Below are 13,415 nucleotides of genomic sequence, written 5' to 3'. Positions count from 1 at the left end.
CTCTCCCTTAAGGTAGGGCGCGAATAGACAACCGGCTGGCCAGGCACCCCTTGGCCGTCGACCCAAGACGGACGCTTATGAACCCGAATTTTCTTGATTTCGAACAGCCGATCGCTGACCTGCAAGCCAAGATCGAAGAGCTGCGCCTGGTCGGCAATGACAATTCGCTGAACATCGGTGATGAAATCGCTCGCCTGCAAGACAAGAGCAGCACGCTCACCGAAGACATCTTCGGCAAGCTGACCAGCTGGCAGATCGCGCGCCTGGCTCGCCATCCGCGCCGTCCCTACACCCTGGACTACATCGAACACATCTTCACCGAGTTCGACGAGTTGCACGGCGACCGTCACTTCTCCGACGACGCAGCCATCGTGGGCGGCATCGCTCGCCTGGACGACCAGCCGGTGATGGTGATCGGTCACCAGAAAGGCCGTGAAGTGCGCGAGAAAGTACGCCGCAACTTCGGTATGCCGCGCCCGGAAGGCTATCGCAAGGCGTGCCGCCTGATGGAAATGGCCGAGCGCTTCAAGATGCCGATCCTGACCTTCATCGACACGCCGGGTGCCTACCCGGGTATCGACGCCGAAGAGCGCAACCAGAGCGAAGCGATTGCCTGGAACCTGCGCGTCATGGCCCGCCTGAAAACTCCGATCATCGCCACCGTGATCGGTGAAGGTGGTTCCGGCGGTGCGTTGGCCATTGGTGTCTGCGACCAACTGAACATGTTGCAGTACTCGACCTACGCGGTGATCTCGCCGGAAGGTTGTGCCTCGATCCTGTGGAAAACCGCCGAAAAGGCGCCGGACGCTGCCGAAGCCATGGGCATCACCGCCGATCGCCTCAAAGGCCTGGGTATCGTGGACAAGGTCATCGCCGAGCCACTGGGCGGCGCCCACCGTGACCCGGCTGCCGCCGCTGCGACCATCCGTGCCGAGTTGGGGTCGCAACTGGCGATGCTCAAGAAGCTGGATAACGAAGCGCTGCTGGCTCGTCGTTATGAGCGCCTGATGAGCTACGGCCTCTAAGCCGACGCGGTACCCAATGTGGTAGCCGGCTTGTGTGGGAGCTGGCTTGCCGGCGACAGCATCACCTTGGTATCACTGATACCCCGAGGTGCCTGCATCGCGGGCAAGCCCGGCTCCCACATTTGCTTTGTGTATGCTGACGAACGTATTCCAGCTTTGCGGCGGTGACGTGTGATGAAACCAACCCTGCCGGCCACACTCCTGCACACCCTGGCCGACTGGCGCAACGCGCCGGCCTGGCATATCGCATTCTCCGGCGGTCTCGACTCCACCGTTCTGCTGCACCTCCTGGCCTCATTGGCCAAAATCGAAAATCTGCCTCCTGTCAGCGCCGTCCATGTCCACCATGGCCTGCAAGCTGCTGCCGATGCTTGGCCCTCTCATTGCCAATCGGTCTGCGACAGCCTGGGCGTACCTTTGCGCGTCATGCGCGTGCAGGTCAGTCAGGGTGCGAGCCTTGAACGTGCGGCCCGCGAGGCGCGCTACCAAGCGTTCATGCAGGTCCTAGGGGTGGGGGAGGTGCTTTTCACTGGCCAGCATCGCGACGATCAAGCCGAAACCCTGCTGTTTCGCCTGCTGCGTGGCGCCGGTGTAAGAGGGCTGGCGGCTATGCCTGAGCATCGCCCCTTGGCGCAGGGGTGCTTGGTGCGGCCGTTGCTGGCATTTTCCCGTAGCGACCTGGAAGCCTACGCCCATCAGCATCAGTTGCAGTGGATCGACGACCCCTCCAACGTTGATCCACGGTTTTCCCGCAATTACCTGCGTCACCACGTACTTCCCACGCTGACGAAACGCTGGCCACAGGCGATCACCCACTTGGCTCGCACGGCTGAACACATGGCTGAGGCGCAAGGGCTGCTCGACGAATTGGCGATGATGGATCTGCAGCGCGCCGATCAGCCTTCTGCGTTTCCCTGGTTGCCTCTGCCGTCCCTGGCGCTTGAACCATTGCGCGAGCTATCCGATGCCCGCCAGCGTAACGCCCTGCGGCATTGGCTCACGCCACTGACCCGTTTACCCGACAGCGACCACTGGGCCGGTTGGCATGCCCTGCGCGATGCCAAGAGCGACGCACAGCCTCTGTGGCGCCTGGCCGACGGCCAAATGCAGCGTAGCGGTGAACGCATCTGGTGGTTGCCCTCGACCTGGTCGGAGTTTTCCGACGCATCGGTGAGCTGGCCCGATCCGCAAGATCCACTAGAGTTAACGGGCAATGGTCAACTGAGGTTTATCGGCATGGCCCCCGAAGGCCCGCTGGAGGTGCGTTATCGCCAGGGTGGCGAAATCATCGACGTAGCGGGCCGAGGCCGGCGGGATCTCAAGCGTCTGCTGAATGAAAGCGGCATGCCGGGCTTCGCCCGTGGCAGATTGCCGCTGGTCTATCGGGGCGAGCAATTGCTGGCTGTGCCAAGTGTTGCGGGGGCATGGTCCAGGTCGGTGGGTGAGGTGCAATTGGATTGGTTGCCACAGACCTGCGATCAAGGTTTGAGCTGATAGCGCCTTTCCGGTAGACTACGCTCCCTTCTTGATACAACTTCTGTGGATTCGCCTGAATCGCAGTCGTTGCCGATTACCAAGCAGTCTTTGCTGGGCGATTCCAAAAAATGTGTAGCGATCAACGTACCGGTGCTTCATTGCTGGTCTGTCACAACGCGGCGGTTTTTTTGAAAGGTGCACTGTGATTAATGCAGGTGATCGGGGGCTTCGGCCTTCCTTCGCTTTCCCCGGCGGCTCGGACCGCTTTAACGCAGACTTCTAGGGTTTTTCATGACGCGCTACATATTCGTCACGGGCGGTGTTGTTTCTTCATTGGGGAAAGGCATTGCCTCCGCTTCATTGGCGGCCATCCTGGAGGCGCGGGGACTTAAGGTCACCATGCTCAAGCTGGACCCGTACATCAACGTTGACCCGGGCACCATGAGCCCGTTCCAGCACGGTGAAGTGTTCGTCACCCACGACGGCGCCGAGACCGACCTGGACCTGGGCCACTACGAGCGGTTCATCCGCACGACCATGACCCAGAACAACAACTTCACCACCGGCCGTGTCTACGAGCACGTGCTGCGCAAAGAGCGCCGTGGTGACTACCTGGGTGCAACCATCCAGGTGATCCCGCACATCACCGACGAAATCAAGCGCCGCATTATCAAGGGTGCAGGCGATGCCGACGTGGCGATGGTCGAGATCGGTGGCACCGTGGGTGACATCGAGTCCCAACCGTTCCTCGAAGCCATCCGCCAGTTGCGTTTCGAAGTCGGCGCCAAGCGCGCGATGCTGATGCACCTGACACTCGTGCCGTACATCGCCACTGCCGGAGAAACCAAAACCAAGCCTACCCAGCATTCGGTCAAGGAACTGCGTTCCATCGGCCTGCAGCCGGATGTGCTGGTATGCCGCTCCGATCACCCGATCGACATTTCCTCGCGCCGCAAGATCGCGCAGTTCACCAACGTTGAAGAACGTGCGGTGATTGCCCTGGAAGACGCCGACACCATCTACAAGATCCCGGGCATCCTGCATTCCCAGGGGCTGGATGATTTTGTGGTCGAGCGTTTCGGCCTGCAGTGCGGCGGCGCCGACCTGTCCGAGTGGGAAGCGGTTGTCGACGCCAAGCTCAACCCTGAGCATGAAGTCACCATCGCCATGGTCGGCAAGTACATGGAGCTGCTGGACGCGTACAAGTCGCTGATCGAAGCGATGAGTCACGCCGGTATCAGCAACCGTACCAAGGTCAACCTGCGCTACATCGACTCCGAAGACATCGAGAACCAGGGCACCGCGCTGCTCGAAGGTGTTGACGCTATCCTCGTCCCCGGCGGTTTCGGCCTGCGTGGCGTGGAAGGCAAGATCACCGCAGTGCAGTACGCCCGTGAAAACAAGGTGCCGTACCTGGGTATCTGCCTGGGCATGCAAGTGGCTGTTATCGAGTTCGCCCGTAACGTGCTGGGCTGGAAAGACGCCAACTCCACCGAATTCGATCACACCAGCGGCCATCCGGTCGTGGGCCTGATCACCGAGTGGGAAGACGCCACCGGCGCCGTTGAAACCCGTACCGAAACGTCCGACCTGGGCGGCACCATGCGCCTGGGCGCACAGGATTGCCTGCTGGAAGCCGGCTCGCTGGTACACGACTGCTACGGCAAGGATGTGATCGTCGAGCGTCACCGCCACCGTTACGAAGTGAACAACAACCTGCTGCCGCAGATCAAAGAAGCTGGCCTGAAAATCTCCGGCCGCTCCGGTGATGGCAAGCTGGTTGAAGTGGTCGAGGCACCGGATCATCCGTGGTTCGTGGCTTGCCAGTTCCACCCGGAGTTCACCTCGACACCGCGTGACGGTCACCCGTTGTTCAGTGGTTTCGTCAAAGCAGCACTGACGCAACATCAGAAGAAGGCGTAAACCTGATGGCCCAGAAGATCATTCGCGTAGGCGACATCGAGATTGCCAACGACAAGCCCATGGTGCTGTTCGGCGGCATGAACGTGCTGGAAAGCCGCGACATGGCGATGCAGGTGTGTGAAGAGTACGTGCGGGTCACCCAGAAGCTGGGTATTCCTTACGTCTTCAAGGCCAGCTTCGACAAGGCCAACCGTTCGTCCGTGACCTCCTATCGCGGCCCGGGCCTTGAAGAAGGCATGCGGATCTTCCAGGACATCAAGCAAGCCTTCGGCGTGCCGATCATCACCGACGTCCACGAGCCTGAGCAGGCTGCCGTGGTCGCCGAGGTGTGCGACATCATCCAGTTGCCGGCTTTCCTTTCGCGCCAGACCGACCTCGTGGTCGCCATGGCCAAGACCGGCGCGGTGATCAACATCAAGAAAGCCCAATTCCTCGCTCCTCAGGAGATGAAACACATCCTGAGCAAATGCGTGGAAGCGGGTAACGACCAGTTGATCCTTTGCGAGCGGGGTTCGAGCTTCGGCTATAACAACCTCGTGGTGGACATGCTCGGTTTCGGCATCATGAAACAGTTCGAATACCCAGTGTTCTTCGACGTGACCCACGCGCTGCAAATGCCCGGTGGTCGCTCGGACTCCGCTGGCGGGCGACGTGCCCAGGTGACGGACCTGGCCAAGGCGGGCATGAGCCAGTCCCTGGCGGGCCTGTTCCTTGAAGCTCACCCGGACCCGGACAACGCCAAATGTGATGGCCCATGCGCCCTGCGCCTGGACAAGCTGGAGCCATTCCTGGCCCAACTCAAGCAGTTGGACGAGCTGGTCAAGAGTTTTCCGACGGTAGAGACCGCGTAACTGGCATTTCTCCGGTAGAATTTCCCACGCTTTACGCTCAGGCCCCCGGGCCTGAGCCTTGTCGTCTGCAAGCCTGCCCCGTTGTTCCACCCTTGCGGTCGGTCAAAAGATTTCCTTCAGCTGCGTCGTTTTCGTCAACTTTGGAGTGTTTACAACAATGGCAAAAATCGTCGACATCAAAGGTCGTGAAGTTCTCGACTCCCGTGGCAACCCCACCGTCGAAGCCGACGTGCTTCTCGATAACGGCATCATCGGCAGCGCCTGCGCGCCGTCCGGTGCTTCCACCGGTTCGCGCGAAGCGCTGGAACTGCGTGATGGCGACAAGAGCCGTTACCTGGGCAAGGGTGTACTCAAGGCTGTAGCCAACATCAACGGTCCGATTCGTGACCTGTTGCTGGGCAAGGACCCGCTGGACCAGAAAGCCCTGGACCACGCGATGATCAAGCTCGACGGCACTGAAAACAAAGGCAGCCTCGGCGCCAACGCCATCCTCGCGGTATCCCTGGCCGCCGCCAAGGCAGCAGCCCAGGACCAGGACCTGCCGTTGTACGCACACATTGCCAACCTGAATGGCACTCCGGGCGTCTACTCGATGCCGGTGCCGATGATGAACATCATCAACGGTGGCGAGCACGCTGATAACAACGTCGACATCCAGGAATTCATGGTGCAGCCAGTGGGCGCCAAGTCCTTCTCCGAAGGCCTGCGCATGGGCACCGAGATTTTCCATCACCTCAAGGCTGTACTGAAGGCCCGTGGCCTGAGCACTGCCGTGGGTGACGAAGGTGGTTTCGCGCCGAACCTGGCCTCCAACGAAGATGCACTGAAAGTCATCTCCGAAGCAGTGGCCAACGCTGGCTACACGCTGGGCACCGACGTGACCCTGGCCCTGGACTGCGCCGCCAGCGAATTCTATGAAGACGGTAAGTACAACCTGTCCGGCGAAGGCCAGGTGTTCGACTCCGAAGGCTTCGCTGAATACCTCAAAGGCTTGACCCAGCGCTACCCGATCATCTCGATCGAAGACGGCCTGGACGAGTCCGACTGGGATGGCTGGAAAATCCTCACCGACAAGATCGGCGAAAAAATCCAGCTGGTGGGTGACGACCTGTTCGTGACCAACACCAAGATCCTGAAAGAAGGCATCGACAAGAAGATCGCCAACTCGATCCTGATCAAGTTCAACCAGATCGGCACCCTGACCGAAACCCTGGAAGCCATCCAGATGGCCAAGGCCGCGGGCTACACCGCCGTGATCTCCCATCGCTCCGGCGAAACCGAAGATTCCACCATTGCCGACCTGGCCGTGGGTACTTCGGCGGGCCAGATCAAGACCGGTTCCCTGTGCCGTTCCGATCGCGTTTCCAAGTACAACCAATTGCTGCGCATCGAAGAGCAATTGGCAGGTAAAGCCAAGTACAACGGTCGCGCCGAGTTTCGCGGCTGAACAGTAAATGGTAAAAAGTCGGCGGATTGCGTCGGAAATCTCACGAAAATGTGAATTTCGGCGCTAATCTGCTGACTGACAAGCGCAAGCCTGGGTTTTCCAGGCTTTGTGCTATCAGTTGCTGCAAAAGGTTTGCATGACTGTCTTTATTCAATGGATACCCGGATTTCGATGCGCAGTCCCAATTGGTTGTTCCTCGTCTTGCTCTTGTTGCTGGCTGGCCTGCAGTACCGCCTATGGGTCGGTAATGGCAGCTTTGCGCAGGTGGAAGAGTTGACCCAGCAAATTGCCGACCAGCGTGCCGAAAACGAACGCCTGCTGGAGCGCAACCGTGTCCTCGACGCTGAAGTGCTTGAGCTGAAAAAAGGCACGGAGACCGTTGAAGAGCGGGCTCGTCATGAGTTGGGCATGGTCAAGGAGGGCGAGACCCTCTACCAGTTGGCCCAATGAGCTACGATTTACCGGCCTTCTGGGCCGTGATTCCTGCCGCGGGCGTCGGTGCCCGTATGGCTGCGGACCGTCCCAAGCAGTACCTGCAATTGGGCGGGCGCACTATTCTCGAACACAGCCTCGGCTGTTTTCTCGACCATCCATGCCTCAAGGGCCTGGTGGTCAGTCTTGCAATTGACGATCCTTATTGGCCCACCTTGGCATGCGCCAATGACCCGCGTATCCAGCGTGCCGACGGGGGCTCGGAACGTTCCGGCTCGGTACTCAATGCGCTGCTGCAACTCAACGCCCTGGGCGCAAGTGATGACGACTGGGTGTTGGTGCATGACGCTGCGCGGCCTAACCTGAGCCGTGATGACCTCGACAACTTGTTGGCGGAACTGGCTGACGATCCGGTAGGCGGCCTGCTGGCGGTGCCGGCGCGCGACACCCTCAAGCGTGTCGACAAGCACGGCCGTGTGGTGGACACCATTGATCGCAGCCTGATCTGGCAGGCTTACACGCCGCAGATGTTCCGCCTGGGCGCCTTGCATCGCGCCTTGGCCGACAGCCTGGTGGCCGATGCGGTGATCACCGATGAAGCGTCGGCCATGGAATGGTCTGGGCAGGCACCGCGCCTGATCGAAGGGCGTTCGGACAATATCAAGGTGACTCGGCCGGAAGACCTGGAGTGGTTGAAGTTGCGCTGGGCTAACCGGCGGTAACCCGTCAGACCGAGTCTGCTGCATCGCAGGCAAGCCAGCTCCCACATTTGATCGCTGCCACATCAGACAACGCGGTCAACTGTGAGAGCCGGGCTTGCCCGCGATGAGGCCGATGCAGGCCCCCTCAGTTCAATGCTTGTACTCCGGCCTCTGCGCCAACCCCACCTTCAAGAAGTCCACCAGCTTCCTCACCTTCGGCGACAAATGCCGCTGCTGCGGATACAGCGCCCACACGGCGGTATTCGGCGGTTGATGAGCCTGCAGCAGCGACACCAACGCCCCGCTGTGCAGATGCTCCAGCACGTAGTAATCCGGCAACTGGCACAAGCCCATGCCTTGCAACGCCGCATCCAGCACCGCTTGCCCACTGTTGCAGCGCCAATTGCCTTGCACACGCTGGGAAAATTCCCGCCCATCCTGGGCCATTTGCCAGATATCCGAGCTGCCAATCAGACAGTTATGCCGGCTCAACTCCGACAAGCTGTGTGGTCGACCGTACCGTTCGAGGTAGGAGGGGGAGGCGCACAGGTACATGCGCCGAGGCGCCAGGCGGCTGGCGACCATGCGCGAGTCTTGCAGGCGTCCCAGGCGGATGGCCAGGTCGAGGCCTTCATGGACCAGGTCCAGCGAGCGGTTGGTCAACTCGATGTCCACGCGCAGTTGCGGATAGTGCGCCATGAACCGCGTCACCAGCGGCACGATAAAACGTTCGCCATAGGCCACGGCGCAGGTCATGCGCAACATGCCCTTGGGTTCGCTGGTCAGGTCGCCCACCGCCCGCAACGCTTCCTCGCGACCGTCCTGTAGGCGTTGGCAGTGCTGCAGGAAGGTCTGACCGGCTTCGGTCAAGGTCACCTTGCGCGTACTGCGGTACAGCAATCGGGTTTGCAGGCGTTCTTCAAGACGCGCCACTTGCCGGCTGACATGGGATGAAGACACCCCCAACCGTTCGGCCGCCGCCGTGAACTGGCTGCATTCGGCCACCGCGACAAACTCGTCAATGCCTTCCCAGCGGTTCTCCAGCATGGTGATTGTCCCTGTACAGCAATAATGTTTTGCTTTGGTCCGGATTATTCATCAATGGGTCATGATTTACACTCACCGTCTCAGTTTTTAACCCGATGGAGAAACCTGGATGATCAAGTCCCGTGCCGCCGTAGCCTTCGAAGCCAAGAAGCCCCTTGAGATTGTTGAAGTGGATGTCGCCATGCCCAAGGCTGGCGAGGTGCTGCTGCGGGTAGTTGCGTCCGGCGTGTGCCACACCGACGCCTACACCTTGTCGGGCGCCGACCCGGAAGGCATTTTTCCGTCGATCCTCGGCCATGAAGGCGGCGCAGTGGTGGAAGCCATTGGCGAGGGCGTGACTTCGGTCGCTGTGGGCGATCACGTGATCCCGCTGTACACCCCGGAATGCGGCAAGTGCAAGTTCTGTCTGAGTGGCAAGACCAACCTGTGCCAGGCCATTCGCGCCACGCAGGGCAAGGGCTTGATGCCGGATGGCACCACGCGTTTCTCCTACAAGGGCCAGCCGATTTTCCACTACATGGGCACCTCGACGTTCTCCGAGTACACCGTGCTGCCGGAAATCTCCGTGGCCAAGATTCCTAAAGAAGCGCCGTTGGAAAAAGTCTGCCTGCTCGGTTGTGGCGTCACCACTGGCATCGGTGCGGTGATCAACACCGCCAAGGTCAAGCCGGGCGACACGGTGGCCGTCTTCGGTCTGGGCGGTATTGGCCTGTCGGCGATTATCGGTGCAGTCAAGGCCAAGGCCGGGCGCATCATCGCCATCGATATCAACCCGGCCAAGTTCGAAATCGCCAAGCAACTGGGCGCTACCGATTGCATCAACCCTAAGGACTACGATCGCCCGATCCAGGACGTGATTGTCGACCTGACTGACGGCGGCGTGGACTTTTCCTTCGAGTGCATCGGCAACGTACAACTGATGCGTGCGGCCCTTGAGTGCTGCCACAAAGGCTGGGGCGAGTCGGTGATCATCGGTGTGGCCGGTGCTGGCCAGGAAATTGCCACTCGCCCATTCCAACTGGTCACCGGGCGCGTCTGGCGTGGTTCGGCGTTTGGTGGCGTGCGCGGTCGTACCGAATTGCCAAGCTACGTGGAAATGGCCCAGACCGGTGAAATCCCGCTGGACACCTTCATCACCCACACCATGGGCCTGGAAGATATCAACAAAGCGTTTGACCTGATGCATGAAGGCAAGAGCATTCGTACCGTCATTCATTTTTGAAGCAGCGGCAAGCTACAAGTGACAAGCTGCAAGTAGGTGTACGCCTTACTTGCAGCTTGAGGCTTGCAACTTGCAGCTGGGAGCATTCCCATGACCCTGGAAAATATCTCCTGCCAAAAGAGTTCTGGCGGCTGGCATAAACGCTACAAACACAGCTCCCACGTGCTCGGTTGCGACATGACCTTCGCGGTCTATCTGCCGCCGCAAGCAGAGCAGGGCGGTAAATTACCGGTGCTGTATTGGCTGTCCGGTCTGACCTGCACCGATGAGAACTTCATGCAGAAAGCCGGCGCCCAGCGCATGGCCGCCGAGTTGGGCTTGATCATCGTTGCACCGGACACCAGCCCCCGTGGCCCCGGTGTGCCGGACGATCCGGACAACGCCTGGGATTTTGGCCTCGGCGCCGGCTTCTACCTCAATGCCACCCAGGAACCCTGGGCCAAGCACTATCGGATGCATGACTACGTGGTACAGGAGTTACCGGCCTTGGTGGAAGCGCATTTCCCTGCGTCGGATAAGCGCGGCATCAGCGGCCACTCCATGGGCGGTCACGGTGCGCTGGTCTGCGCGCTGCGCAACCCTGGACGTTACCTGTCGGTGTCGGCGTTTTCGCCGATCAACAACCCGATGGACTGCCCATGGGGTCAGAAAGCCTTTTCCCGTTATTTGGGTGAAGAGCGCTCTAAGTGGCGTGAATGGGATGCGTGCGTGCTGATCAGCGAAGCCTCGGAAAAGCTGCCGCTGTTGGTGGACCAGGGCGATCGCGACGATTTCCTCGCCGTTCAGCTCAAGCCCGAAGCCCTGCTGCAGGCGGCCAAGGCAGCCAACCATCCGCTGGAACTGCGCCTGCAGCCTGGCTACGACCACAGCTACTTTTTCATCGCCAGCTTCATTGAAGACCATTTGCGTCATCATGGGCGTGCTTTGCTCGGTTAATCTGAGGCAAAAGTAGGTAGAATCACGCCCTGAATTAAATCGGGGCGTTTTTTTATGCGTATTGGCCACGGCTACGATGTGCACCGTTTCGCTGAAGGCGATTTCATCACCCTGGGCGGCGTGCGCATTGCACACCACCATGGGTTGCTGGCTCATTCCGACGGCGACGTGGTCCTGCACGCCTTGAGCGATGCCTTGCTCGGCGCGGCTGCATTAGGCGATATCGGCAAGCACTTTCCGGACACCGACCCCACCTTCAAGGGGGCGGACAGTCGTGTGTTGCTGCGCCATGTGGTCGGCCTGATCCATGCCAAGGGCTGGAAGGTCGGCAACGTCGATAACACCATCGTCGCCCAGGCGCCGAAAATGGCCCCCCATATTGAAGCGATGCGCGCAGTGATCGCCGCAGACCTGCAAATTGAATTGGATCAAGTCAACGTGAAAGCCACCACCACCGAAAAGCTCGGGTTTACCGGTCGTGAAGAGGGCATTGCGGTGCACTCCGTCGCCTTGTTGCTGCGCGCATGAACGACCTGCAACTGCTGGGCCCGCGGGCCTATGGCGAGGCCCTGGGCAGCGCGGTACTGAAGGCCACGGCCGAAGACTTCCAGGTTGATGAGGTGCTGGACATCCCGCTGACCGGCGATGGCGAGCACCTGTGGCTGTGGGTGGAAAAGCGCGGCTTGAACACTGAGGAAGCGGCACGGCGTATCGCCAAAGCCGCTGGGGTGCCATTGCGCACCGTCAGCTATGCCGGGCTCAAGGATCGTCAGGCCCTGACCCGCCAGTGGTTCAGCGTGCAATTGCCCGGCAAGGCCGACCCGGACATGAGCGGCGCAGAAAACGACACCCTCAAGATCCTGAAAACCGCCCGTCACAAGCGCAAGTTGCAGCGTGGGGCCCATTCGGCCAATGGTTTCACCTTGCGCCTGACCCAATTGGCCGGCGACACCGCTGCCATCGACGCACGTCTGCAGTTGATTGCCCGGCACGGCATCCCCAATTATTTCGGCACCCAGCGTTTTGGCCACAACGGCGGCAATGTGGTGGATGCTCGCGAGTGGGCTGCCCGCAAGGCCCTGCCCGAGCAGCGCAACGTGCGCTCGCGCTTGCTGTCCACGGCTCGCAGTTACCTGTTCAACCAAGTGTTGGCGGCTCGCGTCGCCGACGGTTCATGGCAGCGTGCCCAAGTTGGCGATCTGCTGGCGTTTACCGACAGTCGCAGTTTTTTTCCGGCCGGGGAAGCTGAATGCAGTGACCCGCGCCTGGCGATCCTGGACCTGCATCCCACCGGCCCGCAGTGGGGCGAAGGCGACTCGCCGGCGAAAGGTCTTACGTACGAGCTGGAACAATCTGTCGCCGCTGGCGAAGCAGACCTACGTGATTGGCTGGTGAAGGCGGGAATGAGCCAGGAACGTCGCATTCTGCGACTGCCCATTGGCGGGTTGACGTGGCATTATCCCGGGCCTGACATTCTGCAATTGGAATTCGTCCTGCCGGCCGGATGCTTCGCCACTGTCTTGGTGCGCGAGCTTGTTGATCTGGTGCCGGTGGGGCAGACGGACAGCCCATGCGTATTCTGATATCAAACGATGACGGTGCCACCGCACCCGGTCTTGCCGCGCTCCATGCTGCGCTGCAGGATTACGCCGAGTGCGTGGTGGTTGCCCCCGACCAGGACAAGAGCGGCGCCAGCAGTTCGCTGACGCTCGACCGTCCGCTGCATCCGCGGGTCCTGGCCAATGGCTTTATCAGCGTTAACGGCACCCCCACCGACTGCGTGCACCTGGCGATCAACAGTCTGCTGGAGCACCAGCCAGACCTGGTGGTCTCGGGGATCAACCTGGGCGCCAACCTGGGTGATGACGTGCTGTATTCCGGCACCGTGGCGGCCGCCCTTGAAGGGCGCTTCCTGGGCCGCACCGGCTTTGCCTTTTCCTTTGCTTCGCGGCAACTGGATAACCTGGCGACGGCGGCCTACTACGCGCGCAAGTTGGTGGAGGCCCATGCTTCCCTGGACCTGCCGCCGCGTACGGTGCTCAACGTCAATATCCCCAACTTGCCCCTCGACCATATTCGCGGTATCCAACTCACGCGCCTGGGTCATCGCGCCCGTGCGGCGGCGCCCTTGAAGGTGGTCGACCCTCGCGGCAAGGAAGGGTATTGGATCGCCGCCGCTGGCGACGCCGAAGATGGCGGCGAAGGCACCGACTTTCATGCGGTGATGCAAGGCTATGTCTCCGTTACCCCTCTGCTGTTTGATCGCACCTTCAGTGATGCCTTCAGTGGCCTTGATGGCTGGCTGGAGGGACTGCGTTGATGGCTCGTGAACAAGACGACCTGTTGCGCCGTGGC

13 protein-coding genes are annotated in these 13,415 nt (G+C 60.6%); 12 read left to right on the top strand and 1 reads right to left on the bottom strand.

Features of this window, described 5'->3' with window-relative positions:
* Positions 1-77 precede the first annotated feature (77 nt).
* The 7 genes from HU730_RS06265 (at position 78) to ispD (ending at position 7,876) form a co-directional block, all read left to right on the top strand.
* Entirely contained in the window at positions 78-1,025 is a 948-nt protein-coding gene (locus tag HU730_RS06265) for an acetyl-CoA carboxylase carboxyltransferase subunit alpha (RefSeq protein ID WP_003189182.1), read from the top strand.
* Positions 1,026-1,199: 174 nt separating this feature from the next.
* Positions 1,200-2,519 carry a tRNA lysidine(34) synthetase TilS gene (gene tilS / locus HU730_RS06260; RefSeq protein ID WP_186526518.1) on the top strand — a complete coding sequence of 440 codons (1,320 nt, stop codon included), beginning with the start codon at positions 1,200-1,202 and terminating at the stop codon, positions 2,517-2,519.
* A gap of 273 nt (positions 2,520-2,792) precedes the next feature.
* Positions 2,793-4,424 (top strand): CTP synthase, encoded by a 1,632-nt coding sequence (locus tag HU730_RS06255; RefSeq protein WP_034126838.1) that lies wholly within the window; start codon positions 2,793-2,795, stop codon positions 4,422-4,424.
* 5 nt (positions 4,425-4,429) lie between these two features.
* Complete coding sequence (gene kdsA / locus HU730_RS06250; RefSeq protein ID WP_003189190.1) at positions 4,430-5,275, top strand: 3-deoxy-8-phosphooctulonate synthase; 846 nt, start codon at positions 4,430-4,432, stop codon at positions 5,273-5,275.
* 157 nt (positions 5,276-5,432) lie between these two features.
* Positions 5,433-6,722 (top strand): phosphopyruvate hydratase, encoded by a 1,290-nt coding sequence (gene eno / locus HU730_RS06245; RefSeq protein WP_034126839.1) that lies wholly within the window; start codon positions 5,433-5,435, stop codon positions 6,720-6,722.
* A gap of 171 nt (positions 6,723-6,893) precedes the next feature.
* Entirely contained in the window at positions 6,894-7,172 is a 279-nt protein-coding gene (gene ftsB / locus HU730_RS06240) for a cell division protein FtsB (protein ID WP_003189195.1), read from the top strand.
* Complete coding sequence (gene ispD, locus HU730_RS06235; RefSeq protein WP_034126840.1) at positions 7,169-7,876, top strand: 2-C-methyl-D-erythritol 4-phosphate cytidylyltransferase; 708 nt, start codon at positions 7,169-7,171, stop codon at positions 7,874-7,876. The genes ftsB and ispD overlap by 4 nt, the downstream gene beginning before the upstream one ends.
* Before the next feature lie 129 nt (positions 7,877-8,005).
* Here ispD and HU730_RS06230 read toward each other — a convergent pair whose 3' ends face one another.
* Positions 8,006-8,902, bottom strand: coding sequence for a LysR substrate-binding domain-containing protein (locus HU730_RS06230; protein ID WP_034126841.1), 897 nt, complete (start codon positions 8,900-8,902; stop codon positions 8,006-8,008).
* Between the two features lie 109 nt (positions 8,903-9,011).
* Here HU730_RS06230 and HU730_RS06225 point away from each other — a divergent pair, with 109 nt between their 5' ends.
* The 5 genes from HU730_RS06225 to surE all read left to right on the top strand — a co-directional run bounded on the left by HU730_RS06225 (position 9,012) and on the right by surE (position 13,380).
* Positions 9,012-10,124: an S-(hydroxymethyl)glutathione dehydrogenase/class III alcohol dehydrogenase gene (locus HU730_RS06225; protein ID WP_003189203.1), complete on the top strand. Its 1,113-nt coding sequence runs from the start codon at positions 9,012-9,014 to the stop codon at positions 10,122-10,124.
* 84 nt (positions 10,125-10,208) lie between these two features.
* Entirely contained in the window at positions 10,209-11,060 is an 852-nt protein-coding gene (gene fghA / locus HU730_RS06220; RefSeq protein ID WP_169921950.1) for an S-formylglutathione hydrolase, read from the top strand.
* A gap of 54 nt (positions 11,061-11,114) precedes the next feature.
* The gene (ispF, locus tag HU730_RS06215) at positions 11,115-11,588 is read left to right on the top strand and encodes a 2-C-methyl-D-erythritol 2,4-cyclodiphosphate synthase (protein ID WP_034126843.1); all 474 of its coding nucleotides are present in this window, start codon (positions 11,115-11,117) and stop codon (positions 11,586-11,588) included.
* Positions 11,585-12,643 (top strand): tRNA pseudouridine(13) synthase TruD, encoded by a 1,059-nt coding sequence (gene truD / locus HU730_RS06210; protein ID WP_034126844.1) that lies wholly within the window; start codon positions 11,585-11,587, stop codon positions 12,641-12,643. Before ispF ends, truD begins: the two co-directional genes overlap by 4 nt.
* Positions 12,631-13,380 carry a 5'/3'-nucleotidase SurE gene (surE, locus tag HU730_RS06205; RefSeq protein ID WP_003189210.1) on the top strand — a complete coding sequence of 250 codons (750 nt, stop codon included), beginning with the start codon at positions 12,631-12,633 and terminating at the stop codon, positions 13,378-13,380. Before truD ends, surE begins: the two co-directional genes overlap by 13 nt.
* The last annotated feature ends 35 nt before the right edge of the window (positions 13,381-13,415 follow it).

The organism is Pseudomonas sp. SWRI22 (assembly GCF_014268395.2).
Taxonomy (GTDB): domain Bacteria; phylum Pseudomonadota; class Gammaproteobacteria; order Pseudomonadales; family Pseudomonadaceae; genus Aquipseudomonas; species Aquipseudomonas paracarnis.
The sequence above is the reverse complement of the archived record's forward strand: the minus strand, read 5'-3'. Positions and strand labels throughout refer to the sequence as shown.